This is a genomic window from Rhodococcus sp. AH-ZY2, from assembly GCF_030916465.1.
In the GTDB taxonomy this organism is placed as follows: domain Bacteria; phylum Actinomycetota; class Actinomycetes; order Mycobacteriales; family Mycobacteriaceae; genus Rhodococcus; species Rhodococcus ruber.
Window position 1 is genome coordinate 2351061 of record NZ_CP126458.1, and the last position, 24372, is coordinate 2375432.

Sequence of the window (24372 nt, forward strand, 5' to 3'; positions counted from 1 at the left end):
TCTGATGTGTGTGCTGTTTCAGATACCGCACAGTGGACGCGTAGCTTCTTCGTGGTAAGTCCTCGGCCTATTAGTACCGGTCACCTGCATGCGTTGCCGCACTTCCAGTTCCGGCCTATCAACCCGGTGGTCTGCCGGGGGCCTTACCCCCTCGAGGGGGTGAGAAACCTCATCTTGGAACAGGCTTCCCGCTTAGATGCTTTCAGCGGTTATCCCTTCCGAACGTAGCCAACCAGCCGTGCCCCTGGCGGGACAACTGGCACACCAGAGGTTCGTCCGTCCCGGTCCTCTCGTACTAGGGACAGCCTTCCTCAAGTTTCTAACGCGCGCGGCGGATAGAGACCGAACTGTCTCACGACGTTCTAAACCCAGCTCGCGTGCCGCTTTAATGGGCGAACAGCCCAACCCTTGGGACCTACTCCAGCCCCAGGATGCGACGAGCCGACATCGAGGTGCCAAACCATCCCGTCGATATGGACTCTTGGGGAAGATCAGCCTGTTATCCCCGGGGTACCTTTTATCCGTTGAGCGACACCGCTTCCACATGCCGGTGCCGGATCACTAGTCCCGACTTTCGTCCCTGCTCGACCTGTCGGTCTCACAGTCAAGCTCCCTTGTGCACTTGCACTCGACACCTGATTGCCAACCAGGCTGAGGGAACCTTTGGGCGCCTCCGTTACATTTTGGGAGGCAACCGCCCCAGTTAAACTACCCACCAGGCACTGTCCCTGAACCCGATCAGGGTCCGAGGTTAGAGGTCCAATACGATCAGAGTGGTATTTCAACAACGACTCCACGGTAACTGGCGTCACCGCTTCACAGTCTCCCACCTATCCTACACAAACCGAACCGAACACCAATACCAAGCTGTAGTGAAGGTCCCGGGGTCTTTTCGTCCTGCCGCGCGTAACGAGCATCTTTACTCGTAATGCAATTTCGCCGAGTCTGTGGTTGAGACAGCAGAGAAGTCGTTACGCCATTCGTGCAGGTCGGAACTTACCCGACAAGGAATTTCGCTACCTTAGGATGGTTATAGTTACCACCGCCGTTTACTGGGGCTTAAATTCTCAGCTTCGCGGATCGCTCCGCTGACCGGTCCTCTTAACCTTCCAGCACCGGGCAGGCGTCAGTCCGTATACCTCGTCTTACGACTTCGCACGGACCTGTGTTTTTAGTAAACAGTCGCTTCTCTCTGGTCTCTGCGACCACCCCCAGCTCCGACCGCGAAGGTCTTCACCAGGGCTGGTCCCCCTTCTCCCGAAGTTACGGGGGCATTTTGCCGAGTTCCTTAACCACAGTTCTCTCGATCGCCTCGGTATTCTCTACCTGACCACCTGTGTCGGTTTGGGGTACGGGCCGTGTGAAAGCTCGCTAGAGGCTTTTCTCGGCAGCATAGGATCATGGAATTCGCCTCATTCGGCTACGCATCACCTCTCAGGCTCGTGCGACACGGATTTGCCTATGTCACGCCCTACAGGCTTACACCGGTACAACCACTGACCGGCCCCACTACCTTCCTGCGTCACCCCATCGCTTGGCTACTACCAGATCGGGTCCCGTGCATCCACACGACCGATTCCCGAAGGAACCGGCCGGCTTCAGGACGGTTAGCATCACTGATTCACCAGGGGCGCGTTCACACGGGTACGGGAATATCAACCCGTTGTCCATCGACTACGCCTGTCGGCCTCGCCTTAGGTCCCGACTCACCCTGGGCGGATTAACCTGGCCCAGGAACCCTTGGTCATTCGGCGGACGAGTTTCTCACTCGTCTTTCGCTACTCATGCCTGCATTCTCACTCGCGCCGCCTCCACACCTGGATCACTCCGGCGCTTCCCCGGCGGCACGACGCTCCCCTACCCACCCACACCACTGCACCCGTCTCCGCAGAAACGAGTGGGTGTTGTGTGAGTGCCGCGGCTTCGGCGGTGTACTTGAGCCCCGCTACATTGTCGGCGCAGAACCACTTGACCAGTGAGCTATTACGCACTCTTTCAAGGGTGGCTGCTTCTAAGCCAACCTCCTGGTTGTCTCAGCGATCCCACATCCTTTTCCACTTAGTACACGCTTAGGGGCCTTAGCCGGCGATCTGGGCTGTTTCCCTCTCGACTACGAAGCTTATCCCCCGCAGTCTCACTGCCGCGCTCTCACTCACCGGCATTCGGAGTTTGGCTGATTTCGGTAAGCTTGTGGGCCCCCTAGACCATCCAGTAGCTCTACCTCCGGTGAGAAACACGCGACGCTGCACCTAAATGCATTTCGGGGAGAACCAGCTATCACGGAGTTTGATTGGCCTTTCACCCCTACCCACAGCTCATCCCCTCAGTTTTCAACCTAAGTGGGTTCGGGCCTCCACGACGTCTTACCGTCGCTTCACCCTGGCCATGGGTAGATCACTCCGCTTCGGGTCTAGAACATGCCACTGATACGCCCTGTTCGGACTCGCTTTCGCTACGACTACCCCACACGGGTTAACCTCGCGACATGCCACTAACTCGCAGGCTCATTCTTCAAAAGGCACGCCGTCACCCCCAGCAGACCGAACTGCTCGAAGGCTCCGACGGATTGTAAGCGCACGGTTTCAGGTACTATTTCACTCCCCTCCCGGGGTACTTTTCACCTTTCCCTCACGGTACTAGTCCGCTATCGGTCACCAGGGAGTATTCAGGCTTATCGGGTGGTCCCGACAGATTCACAGCAGATTTCACGGGCCCGCTGCTACTCGGGTATCCGAATCGACAGTCACCGTGTTTTCGTCTACGGGATTCTCACCCTCTACGACGGGCCGTTCCAGACCACTTCGACTAACACAGGCGATTTCTCACTGTCGGCCGGTGCGGCAGCACCGACACATCGAACCCCACAACCCCGAACACACAACCCCTGCCGGGTATCGCATGTGCCCGGTTTAGCCTCTTCCGCTTTCGCTCGCCACTACTCACGGAATCACATGTTGTTTTCTCTTCCTGTGGGTACTGAGATGTTTCACTTCCCCACGTTCCCTCCACACGCCCTATATATTCAGGCGCGGGTAACACGACATCACTCGTGCTGGGTTTCCCCATTCGGAAATCCTCGGATCACAGCTCGGTTGACAGCTCCCCGAGGCATATCGCAGCCTCCCACGTCCTTCATCGGCTCCTGGTGCCAAGGCATCCACCGTACGCTCATAAACACTTACAACAAAGATGCTCGCGTCCACTGTGCAGTTCTCAAACAACACACAACAACCGATACTGGGGAAAGAAGAACCCTTCCCGTTCCCGGTCATCGTCGCTGACAAAACACTCGCGTGTTCTCTCAGGACCCAACAGTGCACCGATATAACTCTCTTCCCGCCGGCACTCGGACCGGCGGTGACGAAGAAAATACCTGTCAGCGTTCCACCCATGAGCTCCTGCCGTTCCACGTGTGGGAACGAAACAGTCTCTGCCCGAGAGGCATTCACCTGTGTGAACCCTCGCCGGGAGAAGTGCTCCTTAGAAAGGAGGTGATCCAGCCGCACCTTCCGGTACGGCTACCTTGTTACGACTTCGTCCCAATCGCCGATCCCACCTTCGACGGCTCCCTCCCACGAGGGGTTAGGCCACCGGCTTCGGGTGTTACCGACTTTCATGACGTGACGGGCGGTGTGTACAAGGCCCGGGAACGTATTCACCGCAGCGTTGCTGATCTGCGATTACTAGCGACTCCGACTTCACGGGGTCGAGTTGCAGACCCCGATCCGAACTGAGACCGGCTTTAAGGGATTCGCTCCACCTCGCGGTATCGCAGCCCTCTGTACCGGCCATTGTAGCATGTGTGAAGCCCTGGACATAAGGGGCATGATGACTTGACGTCGTCCCCACCTTCCTCCGAGTTGACCCCGGCAGTCTCCTGCGAGTCCCCACCATTACGTGCTGGCAACACAGGACAAGGGTTGCGCTCGTTGCGGGACTTAACCCAACATCTCACGACACGAGCTGACGACAGCCATGCACCACCTGTACACCGACCACAAGGGAAACCCCATCTCTGGGGCGGTCCGGTGTATGTCAAACCCAGGTAAGGTTCTTCGCGTTGCATCGAATTAATCCACATGCTCCGCCGCTTGTGCGGGCCCCCGTCAATTCCTTTGAGTTTTAGCCTTGCGGCCGTACTCCCCAGGCGGGGCGCTTAATGCGTTAGCTACGGCACGGATCCCGTGGAAGGAAACCCACACCTAGCGCCCACCGTTTACGGCGTGGACTACCAGGGTATCTAATCCTGTTCGCTACCCACGCTTTCGCTCCTCAGCGTCAGTTACTGCCCAGAGACCCGCCTTCGCCACCGGTGTTCCTCCTGATATCTGCGCATTTCACCGCTACACCAGGAATTCCAGTCTCCCCTGCAGTACTCAAGTCTGCCCGTATCGCCTGCAAGCCCGCAGTTGAGCTGCGGGTTTTCACAGACGACGCGACAAACCGCCTACGAGCTCTTTACGCCCAGTAATTCCGGACAACGCTCGCACCCTACGTATTACCGCGGCTGCTGGCACGTAGTTGGCCGGTGCTTCTTCTGTACCTACCGTCACTTGCGCTTCGTCGGTACTGAAAGAGGTTTACAACCCGAAGGCCGTCATCCCTCACGCGGCGTCGCTGCATCAGGCTTGCGCCCATTGTGCAATATTCCCCACTGCTGCCTCCCGTAGGAGTCTGGGCCGTGTCTCAGTCCCAGTGTGGCCGGTCGCCCTCTCAGGCCGGCTACCCGTCGTCGCCTTGGTGGGCCGTTACCCCACCAACAAGCTGATAGGCCGCGGGCCCATCCTGCACCGGAAAACCTTTCCACCCCGGAACATGCATCCCGAGGTCCTATCCGGTATTAGACCCAGTTTCCCAGGCTTATCCCGAAGTGCAGGGCAGATCACCCACGTGTTACTCACCCGTTCGCCACTAATCCACCCAGCAAGCTGGGCTTCATCGTTCGACTTGCATGTGTTAAGCACGCCGCCAGCGTTCGTCCTGAGCCAGGATCAAACTCTCCGTTGAAGACTCTCAATCAAACCCCGAAGGGCCGATCAGCCATAAGCGTAGAGCCGAATCACTAGCAAAAAACTCAAACTAGCAAAAACACTGACCACCACAGACGGAAGAATGCGGCAGCCAGCAACAACCACCCCACAAAAGTGAAGTGGCCGCACCAAAATAATTTGGCACTGACATTCATCGGCACACTGTTGAGTTCTCAAAGAACACGCACACACCGTCGCTTCGCGCTCTCGCGTTCGGCTCCGGGGCAACCGTTCTATCCTAACACTCCGAGTTCACCTACGCAATCAGCGTCTGCGATCATCGTGTCGGCCGTTCGGTCGGTCAGGACACAACCAACTTCCGTACCTCTCGGTCCGGGTCGGTGTCCGTGTCGCTCGAACGACGACAAAGTTACGCCACCGCTAACGGGCCGTCAAACCAGCAGGTCAGCGGCCCGTCAGCGGGTGAGGGCGTTCTCGTCAGCCGCGCTCGATGCGGACGCCGGCGAAGTTGCGCTTGCCTCTCCGCAGCACGAGCCAGCGACCGTGCAGAAGATCCGCACTCGACGGGACCCAGTCCTCGGACGCGACGCGCTGGTTGTTCACGGAGGCGCCCCCTTCCTTGATCGTGCGCCGGGCCGCGCCCTTGCTCTCGCACAGACCTGTTGCGACGAGCAGGTCGACGATCGTGTCGGGTTGCCCGTCGTGCACCTCGGCGACGGAAGCCTCTGCCAGGGCGGCGGAAAGGGTCGCCTCGTCCAGCTCCGAAAGCTCGCCTCGCCCGAACAACGCCCGACTCGCCAGTTCGACCGCGCGAGTGTTCGCCTCTCCGTGAACGAGAGTCGTCATCTCGGCCGCGAGCCGGCGCTGCGCTTCACGGGCGTGCGGCCGCTCGGCCGTCGCCGTCTCGAGTTCGGCGAGCTCCTCCTGATCCAGGAAGGTGAACCACCGCAGGTACTTCACGACGTCGGCATCCGCGGCGTTGACGAAGTACTGGTACCAGGCATAGGGGGTGGTCATCTGCGGATCGAGCCACAGGCTTCCGCCGCCGGTGGACTTTCCGAATTTCTTTCCGTCGGCGGAGGTGACGAGCGGGACCGTGAGCGCATGCACTGCCGCGGCGTCCGTCCGCCGGTTGAGCTCGACGCCCGCGATGATGTTGCCCCACTGGTCCGATCCACCCACCTGCAGGGTGCACCCGTGCTGACGACGCAACTGCACGTAGTCGTTGGCCTGGAGCAGCATGTAGCTGAATTCGGTGTACGAGATGCCGTCGCCCTCGAGCCGGCGTCTGACGGTGTCGCGCGCGAGCATGACGTTGACGGAGAAGTGCTTGCCGACATCGCGGAGGAAGTCGACGACGCTGAGGGAGGAGGTCCAGTCGGCGTTGTTCACGACGATCGCGCTGGTCGGGGAATCGTCGAAGTCGACGAACCGCTCGAGCTGCCCACGGATGCGTTCGGCCCACTCGGCGACCGTGTCCGCCGAGTTCATGGTCCGCTCCCCCACCTCGCGCGGGTCGCCGATCATGCCGGTGGCGCCGCCGGCCAGCACGATCGGCCGGTGGCCCGCCCGCTGAAAGCGCTTGAGTGCGAGCAACGGCACGAGGTGACCCGCGTGCAGACTGGGGCCGGTCGGGTCGAATCCGGCATAGAGCGTGACCGGGCCCGCGTCGAGGTCGCGGCGGAGTGTGTCGAGGTCGGTCGATTGGGCGATCAGCCCGCGCCAGGTCAGTTCGTCGAGGATGTGCTCAGTCACTGCTCGATCATCCCATCCGGCGCGGAGCGGCCGGCGCGCGCGGGCTGCGCCGGTAGGCCGACACGCCCACCGCCCCCGGAATCCACAGCCGCCACGGCCGCTCGGCCGCGACGCTGATACCCACGCGGGGTCCCGCCGCGACCCGCTCGGCGTCCCCCAGGGTGAGCCTCACCGAGGCGCCTTCGTCGAGCACGTCGATCCCGTTGTCCGCGAGCGTCAGCCCCAGAGCCTCGGCCAGGTTGCCGGGTCCGCGGGCGAGGTTCGACGCCGGAGTCCCGGCCGTTCGCCGGGCACGGACGGTCTCCTCCCCCGCAACGACTTCCGCGCCTCGCAGCAGCACGGCGGCAGCCACTCCGTCGGCTCCGACCGAGATGTTGGCGCAGTGGTGCAGCCCGTAGCTGCGGTAGACGTAGAGATGGCCCGCGGGGCCGAACATCACCGCGTTCCGAGGCGTACGTCCCCGGTAGGAATGCGCCGCCGGATCGGGCCAGGGACCGTCCTCGGGGCCCCCGTAGGCCTCCACCTCCGTGATCCGCAGCACCACCTCGCCCGCACACAGCGTGGCACCGAGGATCGTGTGGGCCGCCTTCAGCGGATCGACCGCGGTGAGCCGCTCGAACGCCACGGTCAGTCCGTCACCGGGTCCTCGGTCCAACCGGCCACCCCGCGCGCGACATAGTCCTCGTGTTCGGCGTCGGTCACGTCTCGGGCCTCGTCGACGAGGAGGACGGGGATGCCGTTCTCGATCGGATACGCCCGGCGCAACCGCGGGTTGTAGAGGACCGAATCGTCGACGAGGAGCAGCGGCCCCTTGTCCTGCGGGCAGGCCAGGATGCTCAGCAGCGTGGGATCGACAGCCACGGTTGTCCTCTCGACGGTGGTGTGGGGGCCGGACGGGCCCACGCTACCGTGCGCCCGGCGCCGGACCAGCGCCGACGCCGGCAAATCTCACTGCAACCGCTTTGGTGAACCGCTTGTAGGTGCCGGTATCGGGATCGGCGAACCACGACCGCACCGTCGGCTTCGGCAGGCCTCGTGCCGGCAGATCGCCGGACACGGGCCGGAATGTGGGCCCGAGGTCGATGTGCGGGACGACATGGACGAGATCGGGTCGTTCCGAGGCGGGGACTGCGTCGAGTGCCGCGGTGATCTCCGCGGCGCTCGGCGCGCGGTTCTCGCGGAGGGTGCAGGCGGCCACGGCGATTTCGGTGCCGGCGGTGCGCACACCGTAGACGACGCAGAGATCGACCTTCGGGATACTGCCGAGCGCGTCCGCCACCGGCTGCCCGTATACCGGCCCGTGCGGGGTACGGATGACACTGTGCTTGCTGTCGAGCAGCCAGTAGTCACCGTCCTGGTCTCGACGGAAGAGGTTCTCGGTGGGCACCCATACGTCACCGACTTCGAACACACCTCGCATGACACCGGGCAGTGCTTCGGTGGAGGCACTGGGCCGCCCGAGCAGGAGTCCGACCTCGCCGTCCGCGCTTTCGCGGACGAAGCCCCGCGGATCCTCCACCAGGCGCCCGGTCGTGGGATCCCATGCGGCAAGGCGAGCCTCGGCGCTGCCGGGCAGGGGCCGTCCCTTGCACCCGATCTTGGCACCCGAGACGTTGGCCAGGACGACCTCGCCGTCGGTGGAGGCATAGAACTCGAGCACCTGTGCGGGAGCAAAACGTTCGAGGGTCCGCCGCCACAGTCCGGTGGTCATGCCCGAGCCGATGAAGAGGCGGACGGGATGGATCTCGTCGATGTGCAGCGCGGGGCTGTCGAGGATGTCCCTCATCATCGCCCAGGTGTAGGTGACGACGGTGACGCCGTAACGGTGAACTTCCTCGCTGAAGCGTGCGGGATCGAGACCGTGGGACAGGGCTATCCGGCAGCCTCCCGCGAGTGCGCCGCCGAAGCTGACCAGCAGACCGGACGAATGATAAAGCGGGGCAAGGCAATAGACCGTGTCACCGCGGCCGAGCGCGGCGGCGGTGGCGGTCCCGAAGGCGGAGAGCGCCCATCGGTGGTTGGAGATCTGACGCATCTCCAGGGTGTCACCACTCCCGGTGAACAGGAGAAAGGCAAGTTCCCGCGCGACACCGGGATCGGGGGCATACCAGCCGGGGAGTTCGATCGTGGTGATGTCGAGGTGCTCGAGATCGGCGACGTCTGCACCGGGCGGGATGTCGAGTTCGCGAATGCTGCCCCCGCCGAGGACCAGGGCCGGGATCCCCGTGGCGAGCGCCCGATCGAGGTTCTCGGGGTCGGTGATGATCTTCTGGACACCACCCGATCGGATCGCCTCGTCGAGGTCGGGGCCGGGTGGGAGCAGGACCGACACCGCTCCGATCCGGGAGACGGCCGTGACCGCGGCCATCGCGCTGGGGCGGGTGTCCATCAGGATGCCGACGTGGGCGGCGGGACGCACACCGGAGTGCACCAGTCCGCGCACCACGTTGTCGATCCGGCGATTGACTTCGGCGAAGGTGTAGACGCGGTCTTCGTAGATGAAGCACTCGCGGTGCGGTCCCTTGCGGCACTGCTCGGTGAGGACACCGGCAAGGGAGATGCGGGTACGGGGCTGGATCTGTCCGAGCCGGGCCAGTCGTGGCAGGGCGCGGGCCGCTTCCCCCGACAGTTCCCGCGCGCCGCGCACCGTCTCGGAGGCCAGGTCGGCGATGCCCTTGCCGACCTCTACGCCGACCTCCGCGATGGTGGCGACGGTGTGGGTGAGCCGGGTCGCGACGGACACCCCGGTTTCCCCTTCCGCGTGGAGTTCGGGGATCGCCATCCGGCCGACGCCGACCGGTCGGTCGCCGTGCCCTTCGCGCCACTGCACCCATTCGCCGACGGCGGGCCAGGTCTGCCGGGCCGCAGTGCCACCCACGACGAGTCCGAAATGCCCTGCGCGTAGCGAATATTCGAAAACCTGGGCCCGGGGGGCGGCCTTGCGGATGCCGCGCACCGCAAGGGGCTGGCCGATGTCGTCCACCTCGCCGACGAACGCGAGGATCGGACAGGTTATCTCGGCCAGGCTCACAGCACGGTCGTTGATGACGAATCCGCCACTGACCATGCGGTTGTGCACGATGAACTGGCGGAGCAGTTCGGCCACCGCGGGACCGGACCAGGCCACCCACCCCTCGGTGTCGAGGAAGCGACGCTGGGGTTCGCGCGGCAGGAGGGCTTCCCGGTCGTGCAGTTGCATGAGGAACTCGATGCGCGACCGCACCGTCTTGACAGGATCGAGGAACTGGAAACCGGTCTTGGCCATCCAACCGGTGATGGCGAGACGGTTGAAGACGTGGTCGGCGAGGAAGTCGGCAGCCCGGACCGCGACGCCCTCCGGGATTCCGAACGGCAACGCGGCCAGGGTGTCCACCGGGCTGCCGAAGGTGATCAGGCTCGCGACGTGCCGACTGCGGCGGTAGGCAGCGGCCTGATAGCAGAACATCCCGCCCTGCGAGTAGCCGGCGAGGTGGATGTCACGACCGGTGTAGTCGTGCACGTGATCGACGATCTCGTCGAGGGCGATGATGTGATCGGTGAGGGTGCGGTCCCACCCGCCTTCCTCCCGGTCCGGGGAACCGAAGTCGACCACCCAGGGGTCGAGGCCCATCGAGTGCAGGATGCCGACCGCTCCCGTCTCACGGGTGACGTCGTACACGTCCGCCGACATCATCATCGGGGGAACCATCACCACCGGAGCACCGGTCTCGGCGGCGTCGGATTCCGGATAGTAATGCCGCAGCCTGTACATGCCGGTCCGCTCGACGACCTGGAACGGGGACGGGGTCGCCCCCGTTTCCAAGCCGCCGTGACGGATCACCTCGAGGCCGTTCTGCGCGGTCGCCACCACACGTCGCAGGGGCCCCATCACCGATCCACCGCCCAGTGCCACGAACCTCTTCCCATCCGCCGAGTTCTGCGTGTGTCGACCCTGTCAGGAATGACAGCCTGCCACATTACGTCGACCCGATGGCCCCGTTCACCGAGCAGGCCGGTCAGCCGCGCACCCAGTCCCGCAGCGCGCGGGCGGCGGCACGGACACCGTCGAGCTGTTCACCGACCCGCACGCCCGCGGTGCCGCCGCGGGCGTTGCGCGAGGCGATCGAGCCCTCCACGGTGAGGACCTCACGTACCTGCGGGGTCAGTGCGGCATCGACGGCGGCCAGTTCGTCGTCGGTCAGTTCCTCGAGTCCGACTCCCCGCGCCTCCGCCGCCCGCACGCAGGCGCCGGCCGCTTCGTGCGCGATCCGGAACGGCACTCCCTGGCGCACCATCCACTCGGCGATGTCGGTGGCGAGGGTGAACCCGGCGGGTGCCAGCTCGGCCATGCGATCGGTGTGGAAGGTCAGGGTGGACACGAGACCGGTGATCGCCGGCAGGAGGAGCTCGAGCTGCGCGACCGAGTCGAACACCGGCTCCTTGTCCTCCTGCAGGTCCCGGTTGTACGCCAGCGGCTGGGCCTTGAGCGTGGCGAGCAGGCCGGTGAGATTGCCGATGAGGCGGCCGGCCTTGCCCCGGGTCAGTTCGGAGACGTCCGGGTTCTTCTTCTGCGGCATGATCGACGAGCCGGTTGACCACTCGTCGGCGAGGGTGATGTAGCCGAACTCCGGCGTGCTCCACAGGATGACCTCTTCCGCCATGCGGGAGAGGTCGACCGCGATCATTGCGAACACGAACGCGGCCTCGGCGGCGAAATCCCGCGAGGAGGTGGCGTCGATCGAGTTCTCGGCAGCGGAGTCGAAGTTCAGCTCGGCCGCGATCGCGTCGGGGTCCAAGCCGAGGGAGGAGCCCGCCAGCGCCCCGGAGCCGTACGGGGAGACCGCGGCACGCGCATCGAAGTCCCGTAGCCGCTGTACGTCGCGCAGCAGCGGATGGGCGTGAGCGAGCAGGTGGTGCGCGAGCAGTACCGGCTGTGCCGCCTGCAGGTGGGTCTTGCCCGGCATCACGGCCGTGGGATGGGCGGCGGCCTGGTCGGCGAGGGCGTCGACGACGGCGAGGACCCCGTCGGCGATGCGTCGCGCCGCGTCGCGCAGCCACATCCGGAACAGCGTGGCGACCTGGTCGTTGCGGGAGCGGCCGGCGCGCAGCCGGCCTCCGACCTCGGGTCCGACCCGCTCGATGAGCCCACGTTCGAGAGCGCCGTGGACGTCCTCGTCGGACTCGGCGGGGGTGAACGCACCGGAGGCGACGTCGGTGGCGAGCCTGTCGAGACCGTCGAGCATGGCGGTCAGGTCGGCATCGCTGAGCAGTCCGGCCTTGTGCAGCACCCGTGCGTGTGCCTTGGAAGCTCGGACGTCGTAGGGGGCGAGTGCCCAGTCGAAGTGGGTGGATTTGCTCAGCGCCGCCATGGCGGCGGCCGGTCCGGATGCGAACCGGCCGCCCCACAGGGCGCCTTCGTTGGTGCCGTGAGCGGTCATCGCTACAGGCCCAGATCCCGCTTCGCGGCGACCTTGGAGGACAGGCCGTGGATCTGGACGAAGCCCTTGGCGTTGGACTGGTCGAAGGTATCGCCCTCGTCGTAGGTGGCGAGGTTGAAGTCGTACAGCGATTCGGCGCTGCGGCGACCGTTGACGGCGATATGGCCGCCGTGCAGGACGAGCCGGATGTCGCCGGAGACGTGCTCCTGGGTGTTCTGGACGAACGAGTCGAGCGCGTACTTCAGCGGCGAGAACCAGAGGCCGTCGTAGACCAGCTCACTCCAGCGCTCCTCCACGCGACGCTTGTACCGTCCCAGTTCGCGTTCGAGCGTGACGTGTTCGAGTTCCTGGTGGGCGTGGATGAGGGTGAGCGCGCCGGGGGCTTCGTAGATTTCGCGGCTCTTGATGCCGACGAGCCGGTCCTCGACCATGTCGAGACGGCCGACGCCCTGGGCGCCGGCGCGGCGGTTCAGTTCCTGGATGGCCTCGAGCACGGTGACCGACCGGCCGTCGATCGCGGTGGGCACACCCTTGTCGAAGGTGATGATCAGCTCGTCGGGGGCCTGCCAGTTGAGGCTGGGGTCCTCGGTGTAGTCGTAGACGTCCTTGGTGGGGGCGTTCCACAGGTCCTCGAGGAAGCCGGTCTCGACGGCCCGGCCCCACACGTTCTGGTCGATCGAGAACGGGGACTTCTTGGTGACGTTGATCGGCAGGTTGTGCTCGCCGGCGAAGGCGATGGCCTTCTCACGGGTCCACGCGTAGTCGCGGACGGGTGCGATGACCTCGAGATCGGGGGCGAGGGCGCCGAATCCGACCTCGAACCGGACCTGGTCGTTGCCCTTGCCGGTGCACCCGTGCGAGACGACGGTGCCGCCGTGCTCGCGGGCCGCCTCGACGATGTGCTTGACGATCAGCGGGCGGCTGATCGCGGAGACCAGCGGGTAACGGTCCATGTAGAGGGCATTGGCCTGCACGGTCGGCAGGCAGTACTCCTCCGCGAACTCGTCCTTGGCGTCGACGACGACGGATTCGACCGCGCCGCAGTCGAGGGCGCGCTGGCGCACGACCTCCATGTCCTCGCCGCCCTGGCCGAGATCGATGGCGACGGCGACGACCTCCTTGCCGGTCTCCTTGCCGATCCAGCTGATGGCGACGGAGGTGTCCAGCCCGCCCGAGTAGGCGAGTACGACGCGATCGGCCATTGTGTTTGTGCTCCTTCTTGATTGAACGTGCGTCTATCGGTGCTCGGTGCGCGATCGGATCAGGCCAGGGATTCGATCTTCGCGGCGAGGTCGGCTCCGGTGAGGGGCTCACGCGCGATCACCGCGATGGTGTCGTCGCCGGCGATGGTGCCGACCACTTCGGGTAATGATGCCCGATCGAGTGCGCTGGCCAGATAGTGCGCTGCTCCTGGTGGGGTGCGGAGCACCGCGATGTTGCCGCTCGAGTCGGTGGAGACCAGCAGTTCGCCGAGGAGGCGGGAGAGTCGGTCGGTGCCTCCGGAGACGCCTCGGACGGGGCTCCCGTCCTCGGGGACGACGTACACCCCGGGGCCGCCGTCGGCGCCGCGGAGTTTGACCGCACCGAGCTCCTCGAGGTCGCGGGAGAGGGTGGCGTTGGAGACCTCGATGCCTTCGGCGGCGAGCAGCGCGGCGAGTTCCGGTTGGCTGCGGATCGCACGGGTGGCGACGAGCGCGGTGATCCGGGCCTGCCGGGCCGCGCGGGTCGGGGCCGCGGCGGCGCCGGCGCCGCTCGACGGTTCGGCCACGCTGCTCACGGCTACCGTTCGCGCTGCTCGAGCAGCCATACGAGCAACGCCTTCTGGGCGTGGAGGCGATTTTCGGCCTCGTCCCACACCACCGACTGCGGTCCGTCGAGGACCTCGTCGGTGACCTCGTCACCGCGGTGGGCCGGCAGGCAGTGCAGCACGACGGCCTTCGGGTCGGCGAGCGCGAGCAGCTCGGCGTTGACCTGGTACGGACGGAAGGGACCGACGCGGTCGAGTCCGTCGTTCTCCTGGCCCATGGAGGTCCAGGTGTCGGTGACGAGGGCGTCGGCACCGGTGGCGGCGGCGCGCGCGTCCTCGGTGAGGGTGATCTGCGCGCCGGTGTCGGCGGCGCGGGCGCGGGCCGCTGCCACGACGGCGGGATCCGGAGCGAAACCGGCGGGGGCGGCGATCGTGACGTCGATGCCGGCGGTGACGCCGCCGAGCATGAGCGAGTGCGCCATGTTGTTGGCGCCGTCACCGAGGTAGGTCAGTTTCAGTCCCTGCAGCTCCCCCTTGTGCTCGCGCAGGGTGAGCAGGTCCGCGAGGACCTGGCAGGGGTGGTACTCGTCGGACAGGGCATTGACGAGGGGCACGGTGGCGCCTTCGGCCATCGCCTGGAGCCGGTCCTGGCCGAAGGTGCGCCAGACGACGGCGTCGACGTAGCGGGACAGGACGCGGCCGGTGTCCTGCAGGGTTTCTTCCCGTCCGAGCTGGGTGGTGCGGCCGTCGACGACGACGGCGTGGCCGCCGAGCTGGGCGATTCCCATCTCGAAGGAGAAGCGGGTGCGGGTCGAGTTCTTCTCGAAGATGACGCCGACGCCGCGCGGGCCCTCGAGCGGGCGGGCCGAGAACGGCGCCTTCTTCAGGGCCGCGGCGAGGTCGAGAACCTCGCGCTGTTGTGCGGGCGTGAGGTCGTCGTCCTTCAGGAAGTGCTTCACCATGGGTCTAGTTTCCTTCCTGCCGGGCGGCGTCGAGCACGCAGGGCAGTGTCGCGACGAATCCGTCGGCCTGTTCCTGGGTGAGGATCAGCGGTGGGGCGAGGCGGATGACGTCGGGGGCGGCAGCGTTGACGAGATAGCCGGCGTCCCGGGCTGCCGCTTCGACGGCGGGGGCCCGGGTGTCGGTGAGGACGATGCCGAGCAGCAGGCCGGCGCCGCGGACGTGGTCGACGAGGGGGTGGCCGAGTGCCTCGATGCCGGTGGCGATGGACTTGCCGACGGCGTCGACGTGGGCGAGCAGGTCCTGTTCGTCGATGGTGCGCAGGACGGCGAGCGCGGCGGCGGCGCACACCGGGTTGCCGCCGAAGGTGGTGCCGTGCTTGCCGGGCTGGAAGAACTCGGCGGCCGGACCGGTGGCGAGGACGGCACCGATGGGCAGGCCACCGCCGAGACCCTTGGCGAGGGTCATGACATCGGGCACGATTCCGGCGGTCTGGTGGGCGAAGAACGTCCCGGTGCGGGCGATGCCGGTCTGCACCTCGTCGAGAACGAGCAGTGCCCCACGTTCTGCGGTGATCCGGCGGGCCTGGACGAGGTAGCCCTCGGGGGGCACGACCACGCCGGATTCGCCCATGATCGGTTCGAGGAACACGGCGGCGGTGTTCTCGTCGACGGCGGCGTCGAGGGCCTCGGCGTCGCCGTAGGGGACGAATTCGACGCCGGGGGGCATGGGTTCGAACGGGGCGCGCTTGTCCGGCTGGCCCGTGAGGGCCAGGGCCCCCATGGTGCGGCCGTGGAAGGCCTTCTCCGCGGCGATGATCTTGGGGCGTCCGGTGAGCCGGGCGAGCTTGAACGCGGCTTCGTTGGCTTCGGTGCCGGAGTTGCAGAAGAACGCCCGGCCGGGGTGCCCGAAGTGCGCGAGGAGGTGTTCGGCGAGTTCGACGACGGGTCCGCTGGCGTAGAGGTTGGACACGTGACCGAGCGTGTCGAGTTGCGCGGTGACGGCGTCGCGGATGGCGGGATGGCGGTGGCCGAGGGCGTTGACGGCGATGCCGCCGAGCAGGTCGAGGTACTGCTTGCCGTCGGCGTCGGTGACGACGGCACCGTCGCCGGCGACGAGGGCGACCTTGGGGACGCCGTAGTTGTTCATCAGCGACCCGGCCCAGCGCTGCTGGAGTTCGGAGGTGCCGGTCATGGGGTGCCTTCCTGGGTGGGCGCGGTCGCCCGGGGGTGGGTGGGAGTGACCATCGTGCCGATGCCTTCCTCGGTGAGGAGTTCGAGCAGCACCGAGTGCGGCTGGCGGCCGTCGATGACGTGGGCGGTGGGCACGCCACCGCGGACGGCTCGCAGGCAGGCTTCCATCTTGGGGACCATGCCGGCGTCGAGGGACGGCAGCAGCTCGGCCAGGGCGTCGGCGTCGATGCTGGTGGCGAGGGAACTGCGGTCGGGCCAGTCGGTGTAGAGGCCCTCGACGTCGGTGAGGACGACGAGTTTCTCCGCGCCGAGCGCCTCGGCGAGCGCGGCGGCGGCGGTGTCGGCATTGATGTTGTGGACCACGCCGTCGGCGTCGGGGGCGATGGTGGAGACGACGGGGATGCGACCGGCCGCGACGAGGTCGTGGACGGCGGCGGGGTCCACGGAGGTGACGTCGCCGACGAGACCGATGTCGGTGTCCTCGCCGTCGACGACGACCGTGCGGCGGGTGGCGGTGAACAGGTGGGCGTCCTCGCCGGAGATCCCGACGGCGTACGGGCCGTGGGCGTTGATCAGGCCGACGAGTTCGCGGCCGACCTGGCCGAACAGCACCATGCGGACGACGTCCATCACCTCGGGGGTGGTGACGCGGAAACCACCGCGGAACTCCCCTGCCATGCCCAGTCGCTTCAGCATGGCGTTGATCTGCGGTCCGCCGCCGTGGACGACGACGGGATGGACGCCGACGGTGCGCAGGAATGCCATGTCGGCGGCGAAGGCGCGCTTGAGCCGGTCGTCGATCATGGCGTTGCCGCCGTACTTGACCACGACGGTCTTGTCCCGGAATTTCTGCAGCCACGGCAGCGCCTCGGCGAGGACGTACGCCTTCTGGTGGGCGGTGAGCTGCGCGATGGGATCGGTGGTCGTCTCGGTTCCGGTCATGACGAGTAGGCCGAGTTCTCTTCGACGTATCCGTGGGAGAGGTCGGTGGTGCGGATGGTCACCTCGGCGTCACCGACGCCGAGGTCGATGTCGAGGGCGATGTCGGGGCCGGACAGGTCGACCTCTCGGGCGCCGGGAGCGCCCACGCCGTCGAGGCACACCGGGGATCCGTTGAACGTGACGGAGATGCGATCGGGGTCGAGCGCGATGGGCGCGATGCCGATGGCGGCGAGCACACGCCCCCAGTTGGGGTCGGAACCGAACAGGGCGGTCTTGACGAGGTTGTCGCGTGCGACGGTCCGGGCGCCCACGAGGGCGTCCTGCTCGGTGGCGGCGCCGCGGACGGTGATGGTGACCCGTTTGGTGACGCCCTCGGCGTCGGCCATCATCTGCCCGGCGAGGTCGTCGCACACGGCGAGGACGGCGGCGTCGAGCTGCTCCTGGCTGGGGGCGATGCCGCTGGCTCCGGACGCGAGCAGCAGCACGGTGTCGTTGGTGGAGGTCGACCCGTCGACGTCGAGACGGTCGAACGTGAGCCGGGTGGCGGCGCGCAGGGCACGGTCGAGCTGCTCGGCGGTGGCCACCGCGTCGGTGGTGAGCACGCACAGCATCGTGGCCAGGGCGGGGGCGAGCATGCCTGCGCCCTTGGCCATGCCGCCGACGTTCCACTTGTCGGCGTGGTGCAGGGCGGCCTGTTTGGGCACGGTGTCGGTGGTCATGATGGCGTAGGCGGCATCGGTGCCGCCGGAGATCCCGCCGGCGAGTTCGTGGACGATCTCCGCGACACCGGCGAGCACCTTGTCCATCGGCAGTCGGTCGCCGATGAGGCCGGTCGAACACACCGCGACTTCGCCGGCACCGGTCTCGGTGCCCCAGTTGCTGAGCGTTTCGGCCACCTTCTCCGCGGTGGCGTGGGTGTCCTGGAAGCCGCCCGGTCCGGTGCAGGCGTTGGCGCCGCCGGAATTGAGGATCACGGCGCGCAGCGCGCCGGACGTCAGGACCTGCTGCGACCACAGCACGGGCGCGGCCTTGATCTTGTTGGTGGTGAAGACGCCGGCTGCGGTCAGCTCCGGGCCCTCGTTGAAGACCAGCGCGAGGTCCGGGTTGCCGGAGGCCTTGATGCCGGCGGGGATACCGGCGGCGCGGAACCCGGCCGGCGACGTGACGCCCTGGGTGCGGATCAGGCGGCCGCCGGCGATCTCGACCGCGTCGGCGTAGACGTGCTCGTCGGTGGACTGTCTGTCGATGCTCACGGGGCGACTCCCACGGTGGACAGGCCGGCGGTCTCGGGCAGGCCGAGCGCCAGGTTCATGGACTGCACCGCCGCGCCGGCGGTGCCCTTGGTCAGGTTGTCGAGCGCGGCGACGACGACGAGGACGCCGGCGTCGGGGTCGACGGTGACGGCGAGCTGCACGGCGTTGGAGCCGAGTACCGCGCCGGTGCTGGGCAGCGTCCCTTCGGGCAGTACCTGCACGAACGGCTCGTCGGCGTAGGCCTTCTCGTACACGGCCCGGGCCTCGTCGGCGGTGGCGGTGGTGGGGGCGGTGCAGGTGGCGAGGATGCCCCGCGGCATCGGCGCCAGCACGGGGGTGAAGGAGACGGACACTGCGGCGTCGGTCAGGGTGGCGAGGTTCTGCTTGATCTCGGGGGTGTGCCGGTGTGCTCCGCCGACGGCGTAGGCCCGGACCGAGCCCATGACCTCGGAGCCGAGGAGGTCGGCTCGGAGGGACCTGCCGGCGCCGGAGGTACCGGATACGGCGACGACGTGGACTGTCGGCTCGACGATGCCGGCCGCGACGGCGGGGGCCAGGGCCAGGGTGGCCGAGGTGGGATAGCAGCCGGGGACCGCGATCCGGGTGGCGCCGATCAGGTGCTCGCGCTTGCCGGGTAGTTCTGGCATCCCGTACGGCCAGGTCCCCGCATGTTCCCCGCCGTACCAGCGCTCCCAGTCGGCGGACTCGGACAGGCGGAAGTCGGCGCCGCAGTCGATGACGACGGTGGTGTCGGGCAGCTGTTCGGCGATGACGGCGGAGTGGCCGTGCGGCAGGCCGAGGAACACGACGTCGTGGCCGCTCAGGGTCTCGGAGTCGGTGGCGTCGAGGACGCGGTCGGCAAGCGGGAGCAGGTGGGGATGGAATTCGCGGAGCCTCGCGCCGGCGTTGCCACCGGCGGTGAGTGCACCGACGACGAGCCGGCCGTCCTGGTAGGCGGGATGCCCGAGGAGCAGACGCAGGATCTCGCCCCCCGCGTACCCGCTCGCCCCTGCGACGGCGACCCGAATCGGTGACTGTGCGGTCGCCGTGAATTCCGGTGAGTTACCCATGCGATTGATTATGCACCATCATGCAACTTCATTCATGCGGGTGGGTCGGACCGAGCCCGGTTCACCCCTCGGCCAGCGAGCGACGGATCTCGCGCAGCCTGTCGGCGGCGGCCTGTCGGCGCTCGTCGAACTGCTCCTCGAGCGTGCGTCCCGCTGCGCTCTCGCGGGCGAGTTCCTCCGCACCGGTCGCGGTGCCCGCGCGGCGCTCGATCTTCTCCCGCACCGCGTCGAACGTGGGTACCCCGGCCGAGGTGTAGCCGGGGTCCTTCCCCTCGGCGGGTGTCACGTCCGGCCCGACCGGGGACGGCGGAACATCCGGCACCGACGGGGAACCCGGTTCCGCCGGGGTCACATCCGGCACCGACGGCGAACCCGGTTCCGCCGGGGTCACATCCGGCACGGGCGCGTCCGGGGCATCGGGGGCGGGTGAGGACGGATCGGTGGTCATGCTCCCAGGCTACGTCCGCGGCGGTGGCTCAGTGCCGCAGTTCGGCGCCGACCGCCGTGCCGGCCGCGGCCACAGCGGCGTCCCGGGCCGCGCTGGCCTCGTCCTCCGTGAGGGTGCGGTCTGCCGCGCGGAAGCGCAGAGCGAAGGCGAGCGACTTACGCCCCTCCCCCACCTGCGCCCCCTCGAACACGTCGAACAGGCGGATGTCTTCGAGCAGTTCGCCGCCGCCCGCGCGCAGCGCCTCCTCGACGTCGGCGGCCGGGATCTCCTCGGCCACGACGACGGCGACGTCCTGCAGCACAGCGGGGAACGGGGAGATCTTCGGCGCCGGCAGCGACTCCACCATCGGCAGCGCGTCGAGGTCGAGTTCGAAGGCGCACGTGCGGGCGGGCAGCCCGGCCCGCTCGAGCACTGCCGGATGCAACTCACCGGCGTGACCGACGACGACACCGTCGACCAGTAGTTCGGCGCAGCGGCCCGGATGCCACGGCAGGTACTGCGCGGCGCGGCGCTGCAGCCGGACACCCGCGGCGGCCGCGACGGTCTCGGCCGCGGCGAACGCGTCGGTCGCGTCCGCGGGCCGGCCCGGCCCCCACGGCCCGGCGGGTTCCCGCAGGCCGCACAGCACCGCCCCGACGTGGACGGGCTGCGCAGGCAGCGAGCCCTCGAGCAGCGCGATCTCCTCGTCCGTGGGGCGCCGGTCCACCGGCAGGGGCGGCACCGGCCGGGTGCCGGGGCCGGGCAGGACGACCTGCGCGATCGCATAGAGCGCCAGGTCGCGCTGACCTCGGGACACGTTGCGGGCGAGCACCTCGAGCAGGCCGGGCAGCAGCGTCGTCGCCAGCTCGGGACGATCGGCCTCGAGCGGGTTGAGGACCGTCGTGGTGGTGCGGCGGGGGTCATCGGCGGCGAGACCCCACGTGTCGAATACGTGCGCCGGCAGGAAGACGGGGGCGAGCACCTCGACGTGACCGTCGGCGGCCAGGGCGCGGCCCACGGCGCGGCGTCGTTTCTGGCTCGGGGTCAGTCCGCGGCCCGCCGGGGCGGCCGGGAGCACGGACGGGATCTGTTCGAGCCCCTCGAGCCGGAGCACCTCCTCCACGAGGTCGGCGGGCTGACGCAGGTCGGGACGCCAGGTCGGCGGCGTGACCACGAGCTGGCCGTGTCCGTCCGGGCCGACACCGACCTCGACGCCGCACCCGATCTGGGTGAGCCGGCGCGCGGCGGTGCCGGTCGGGTAGGCGACCCCGGCGGTGCGGTCGGGCAGGTCGATGTCCATGCGGATCGAGACCGGCTCGACGGGGACGGACAGGTCGGTCAGGACCGGCTCGACGCGGCCACCGGCGATCTCCACGAGCAGCGCCGCGGCCCGGTCCAGGGCCGGCAGCGCCACTTCGGGGTCGACGTTGCGCTCGAAACGCTTGCCCGCCTCGCTCACCAGCTTGTGGCGCCGGGCGCTGCGGAACACGGCCAGCGGATCCCAGGTGGCGGCCTCGAGCAGGACCTCGGTGGTCGTGCCGCTCACCTCGGTCGCGGCGCCGCCCATGATGCCGGCGAGGGAGATCACCCCGGAGTCGTCGGTGATGACGACGTCCTCGGGATCAAGGGTGCGTTCGACGCCGTCGAGTGTCGTCAGCTTCTCCCCCGCCTTCGCACGCCGGACGACGAGCTCACCGCGGAGGGTGGCGGCGTCGAAGGCGTGCAGCGGCTGGCCGAGCTCGAGCAGCACGTAGTTGGTGACGTCGACCGCCGGGGAGATCGGGCGGATGCCGGACAGCAGCAGCCGCCGTTGCAGCCACCACGGGGACACGGCATGGGGGTCGATGCCGGTGACCTTGCGGGCAGCGAAGCGGGTGGCGCCGGTTTCGCGTTCGAGCCGGATGGGGTACGCCGGGCCGTCGGCGGGGTGGGGTGCGACGTGCGCGGGATCGGCGAACTCGAGGTCGAAGCCGCACGCGAGTTCGCGGGTCAGGCCGCGCAACGAGAAGCAGTAGCCGCGGTCGGGCGTGATGTTCAGCTCGATGACGGTGTCGCCGAGGCCGAGGAGGTCGTTGGCGTCGGTGCCCGGCTCGGCGGTGCCCTCCTCGAGCACGAGGATGCCCGAGTGGTCCTTGCCGACCCCGAGCTCGGCGACGGAGCAGATCATCCCGTCGGAGACCTGGCCGTAGGTCTTACGGGAGGCGATGGCGAAGCCGCCGGGCAGCACCGCGCCGGGCAGTGCGACGACCACCAGGTCACCCTCGGCGAAGTTGCGGGCGCCGCACACGATGCCGCGCGGGGCGTCCTCGCCGACGTCGACCTGGCAGAATCGGATGGGCTTCTTGAATTCGGTGAGCTCGGTGATCTCGAGGACGCGGCCGACGACGAGGGGGCCGTCGATGCGCGCGAGGGTGTCGACCTCCTCCACCTCGAGTCCGACCCGGACGAATCCCGCGTCGAGTTCCTCGGCAGTGACGTCCCACTCGGGGGTGGCGCGCTGCAGGATCTCGGTCAGCCAGGACTGCGCTACTCGCACTTTTCGCTCAGCTCTTTCGGTCGGTTCGGTAGTCGGATCTCGGGTCGGGCGGTGTCAGCCCTGCACCCCGAAGGGGAGGGTGAAGCGGATGTCGCCCTCGACGATGTCGCGCATGTCGGAGATGCCGTTGCGGAACTGCAGGGTGCGCTCGAGGCCCATGCCGAACGCGAAGCCGGTGTACTCGTCCGGGTCGATGCCGCTCGCGCGCAGCACGTTGGGGTTGACCATGCCGCAGCCGCCCCATTCGACCCAGCCGGCGCCGCCCTTCTTCTTGGGGAACCACACGTCCACCTCGGCGGACGGCTCGGTGAACGGGAAGTAGTTCGGGCGCATCCGGGTGCGGGTCTCGGGTCCGAACAGGGCGCGGGCGAACGCGTCGAGGGTGCCGCGCAGGTGGGCCATGGTCAGGCCCTTGTCCACGGCGAGGCCTTCGATCTGGGAGAACACCGGGGTGTGCGTGGCGTCGAGCTCGTCGGTGCGGAAGGTGCGGCCGGGGCACACCACGTAGATGGGGATGTCCCGGTGCAGCATGGTGCGCACCTGCACCGGCGAGGTGTGGGTGCGCAGCACCTGCCGTGAGCCCTCCGGCGCGATGTGGAAGGTGTCCTGCATCGTGCGGGCGGGATGGTCGGGCAGGAAGTTCAGCGCGTCGAAGTTGAAGTGCTCGGTTTCGACCTCGGGGCCCTCGGCGATCTCCCAGCCCATGCCGACGAACACGTCCGCGATCTGGTCGGAGATGATCGTGATGGGATGCCGCGCACCGGCGGGGCGGCGGCCGGCGGGGAGGGTGACGTCGATGGCCTCGGCGACGAGGACCGCGGCGTCGCGCTCGGCGAGGAGCACGGCGCGGCGCTCGTCGTACGCCGCGGTGACAGCGCCGCGAGCGGCGTTGACCCGCTTGCCGGCGTCGGCGCGCTGGTTGCCGGGCAGGCTACCCAGGGCGCGTTTGGCGAGGGAGACGGGAGCCTTGTCGCCGAGGTGGTCGATCCTGGCCTGCGCGAGTGCGTCGAGGTCGGTGGCGGCGGCGAACGCCTTCAGTGCGGCCTGGGTGGACGCGGCGAGCGACTCCTCGCTCAGGGCGCTCGGATCGACTGCCGGCGGGGTGCCGCCCTCATTCTTGGCCACGACCGGTGCATCTCCTTCTTCGGGCGAACAGTGGGTGTGGTGCCACGTTCGGCGTCGAGCGGATCGCGCCAGCGCAGCACCCGAATCCTAGGTGATGGCCGGGTCCCGTCAGGGCACGGCCCTGTCGGCGCGATGCTGCACGCGCGCGCTCGCGTACAGGCAGATCGAGGCCGCGGTGGCAAGGTTCAACGATTCGGCGCGGCCGCGGATGGGAATGCGCACCCGATGGTCCGCCCGTGCCGCGACCGCCGGGTCGAGACCGTGCGCTTCGTTGCCGAACAGCCAGGCGGTGGGGGCGGCGAGCAGCTCGTCGGCGTCGTCGAGATCGACCTCGCCGTCGGCGGCGGTGGCGAGCACCTGCAGTCCGGCGGCGGCGAGTGCGTCGAGAACCGTACCGGTGTCGCGTTCCCGGGCGAGCGGGAGATGGAACACGCTGCCCGCGGAGGCCCGGACGCATTTGCCGTTGTGGGGATCGACGCTGTCGCCGGCGAGGACCACCGCGTCGGCGCCGACCGCGTCGGCCACGCGGATGACGGTGCCGGCGTTGCCGGGCTCGGCGATCCCGACGGGCACGGCGAGCAGCCGGGGCGACGGTGTCAGGGCCCGCGCGAGCGGCACGTCGAGCAGATCGCACACGGCGACGATGCCCGGCGGGGTGACGGTGTCCGAGAGCCGGGTGGCGGCCCGCTCGGTGACGGTGCAGACCCGCACGCCCCGGCGGTGGGCGGCGTCGAGCAGACCGTGGTAGCGGGCGGCGGCGGCCTCGGTGACGAACACCTCGTGCACGACGGCCGTGGCGAGGGCCTCGCCGACGGAGTTCTCGCCCTCGGCGAGGAAGCGGCCGGCCTTGCGGCGGTCGGCGGTGCGCAGCAGTTTGACAGCAGAAACGACCCGCGGGGTGCGCTCGGTGAGCGGGTCCACGGGTCGTTCCTGTGCCGGTGTGTCGTTCAGCGTCG

General features: G+C 67.9%; 16 protein-coding genes and 2 rRNA genes. All 18 read right to left on the reverse strand.

All coding sequences use genetic code 11. The features are described from left to right. Positions 1-50 precede the first annotated feature (50 nt). The 18 genes from QNA09_RS11855 to QNA09_RS11940 all read right to left on the reverse strand — a co-directional run bounded on the left by QNA09_RS11855 (position 51) and on the right by QNA09_RS11940 (position 24337). A 23S ribosomal RNA gene (locus QNA09_RS11855) occupies positions 51-3184 on the reverse strand. 300 nt (positions 3185-3484) lie between these two features. Then, positions 3485-5007, reverse strand: a 16S ribosomal RNA gene (locus QNA09_RS11860). The 16S and 23S rRNA genes sit together here, the layout of an rRNA operon. Before the next feature lie 461 nt (positions 5008-5468). Further along, positions 5469-6746 carry a tyrosine--tRNA ligase gene (gene tyrS, locus QNA09_RS11865; protein WP_010595388.1) on the reverse strand — a complete coding sequence of 426 codons (1278 nt, stop codon included), beginning with the start codon at positions 6744-6746 and terminating at the stop codon, positions 5469-5471. A gap of 7 nt (positions 6747-6753) precedes the next feature. Then, entirely contained in the window at positions 6754-7371 is a 618-nt protein-coding gene (locus QNA09_RS11870; RefSeq protein WP_010595387.1) for a DNA-3-methyladenine glycosylase, read from the reverse strand. Between the two features lie 2 nt (positions 7372-7373). Further along, positions 7374-7607 (reverse strand): Trm112 family protein, encoded by a 234-nt coding sequence (locus tag QNA09_RS11875; RefSeq protein ID WP_010595386.1) that lies wholly within the window; start codon positions 7605-7607, stop codon positions 7374-7376. 43 nt (positions 7608-7650) lie between these two features. Beyond that, the gene (locus QNA09_RS11880) at positions 7651-10614 is read right to left on the reverse strand and encodes an AMP-binding protein (RefSeq protein ID WP_203011874.1); all 2964 of its coding nucleotides are present in this window, start codon (positions 10612-10614) and stop codon (positions 7651-7653) included. A gap of 127 nt (positions 10615-10741) precedes the next feature. Next, a complete protein-coding gene (gene argH / locus QNA09_RS11885; protein ID WP_010595384.1) occupies positions 10742-12163 on the reverse strand; it encodes an argininosuccinate lyase in 1422 nt (473 codons plus the stop codon). A 2-nt stretch (positions 12164-12165) separates the two neighbouring features. Beyond that, positions 12166-13365, reverse strand: coding sequence for an argininosuccinate synthase (locus QNA09_RS11890; protein ID WP_010595383.1), 1200 nt, complete (start codon positions 13363-13365; stop codon positions 12166-12168). Between the two features lie 59 nt (positions 13366-13424). After that, a complete protein-coding gene (locus QNA09_RS11895) occupies positions 13425-13970 on the reverse strand; it encodes an arginine repressor (RefSeq protein ID WP_172603638.1) in 546 nt (181 codons plus the stop codon). After that, a complete protein-coding gene (gene argF, locus QNA09_RS11900) occupies positions 13943-14872 on the reverse strand; it encodes an ornithine carbamoyltransferase (protein ID WP_010595381.1) in 930 nt (309 codons plus the stop codon). Before argF ends, QNA09_RS11895 begins: the two co-directional genes overlap by 28 nt. Before the next feature lie 4 nt (positions 14873-14876). Beyond that, entirely contained in the window at positions 14877-16064 is a 1188-nt protein-coding gene (locus tag QNA09_RS11905; RefSeq protein WP_203010730.1) for an acetylornithine transaminase, read from the reverse strand. Next, a complete protein-coding gene (argB, locus tag QNA09_RS11910; RefSeq protein ID WP_140188637.1) occupies positions 16061-17005 on the reverse strand; it encodes an acetylglutamate kinase in 945 nt (314 codons plus the stop codon). The genes QNA09_RS11905 and argB overlap by 4 nt, the downstream gene beginning before the upstream one ends. Next, positions 17002-18258 (reverse strand): bifunctional glutamate N-acetyltransferase/amino-acid acetyltransferase ArgJ, encoded by a 1257-nt coding sequence (gene argJ / locus QNA09_RS11915; protein ID WP_203010731.1) that lies wholly within the window; start codon positions 18256-18258, stop codon positions 17002-17004. The genes argB and argJ overlap by 4 nt, the downstream gene beginning before the upstream one ends. Next, positions 18255-19328, reverse strand: coding sequence for an N-acetyl-gamma-glutamyl-phosphate reductase (gene argC / locus QNA09_RS11920; protein ID WP_017681574.1), 1074 nt, complete (start codon positions 19326-19328; stop codon positions 18255-18257). The genes argJ and argC overlap by 4 nt, the downstream gene beginning before the upstream one ends. A 61-nt stretch (positions 19329-19389) precedes the next feature. Beyond that, entirely contained in the window at positions 19390-19776 is a 387-nt protein-coding gene (locus QNA09_RS11925) for a PspA/IM30 family protein (protein ID WP_010595375.1), read from the reverse strand. A 28-nt stretch (positions 19777-19804) separates the two neighbouring features. Next, positions 19805-22291 (reverse strand): phenylalanine--tRNA ligase subunit beta, encoded by a 2487-nt coding sequence (pheT, locus tag QNA09_RS11930; RefSeq protein ID WP_010595374.1) that lies wholly within the window; start codon positions 22289-22291, stop codon positions 19805-19807. Between the two features lie 54 nt (positions 22292-22345). Further along, entirely contained in the window at positions 22346-23416 is a 1071-nt protein-coding gene (gene pheS / locus QNA09_RS11935) for a phenylalanine--tRNA ligase subunit alpha (protein ID WP_010595373.1), read from the reverse strand. Positions 23417-23524: 108 nt separating this feature from the next. Next, positions 23525-24337, reverse strand: a complete 813-nt coding sequence (locus QNA09_RS11940; RefSeq protein WP_010595372.1) for an RNA methyltransferase — start codon at positions 24335-24337, stop codon at positions 23525-23527. Positions 24338-24372 lie beyond the last annotated feature (35 nt).

Bases quoted from the DNA above. Each gene is read 5' to 3' on its own strand.
- argF (WP_010595381.1), bottom strand. From the start codon at position 14,872: ATGGTGAAGCACTTCCTGAAGGACGACGACCTCACGCCCGCACAACAG.
- argH (WP_010595384.1), bottom strand. From the start codon at position 12,163: ATGACCGCTCACGGCACCAACGAAGGCGCCCTGTGGGGCGGCCGGTTC.
- argB (WP_140188637.1), bottom strand. From the start codon at position 17,005: ATGACCGGAACCGAGACGACCACCGATCCCATCGCGCAGCTCACCGCC.
- QNA09_RS11880 (WP_203011874.1), bottom strand. From the start codon at position 10,614: ATGGGGCCCCTGCGACGTGTGGTGGCGACCGCGCAGAACGGCCTCGAG.
- argC (WP_017681574.1), bottom strand. From the start codon at position 19,328: ATGGGTAACTCACCGGAATTCACGGCGACCGCACAGTCACCGATTCGG.
- QNA09_RS11895 (WP_172603638.1), bottom strand. From the start codon at position 13,970: ATGGCTGCTCGAGCAGCGCGAACGGTAGCCGTGAGCAGCGTGGCCGAA.
- QNA09_RS11890 (WP_010595383.1), bottom strand. From the start codon at position 13,365: ATGGCCGATCGCGTCGTACTCGCCTACTCGGGCGGGCTGGACACCTCC.
- QNA09_RS11905 (WP_203010730.1), bottom strand. From the start codon at position 16,064: ATGACCGGCACCTCCGAACTCCAGCAGCGCTGGGCCGGGTCGCTGATG.
- QNA09_RS11925 (WP_010595375.1), bottom strand. From the start codon at position 19,776: ATGACCACCGATCCGTCCTCACCCGCCCCCGATGCCCCGGACGCGCCC.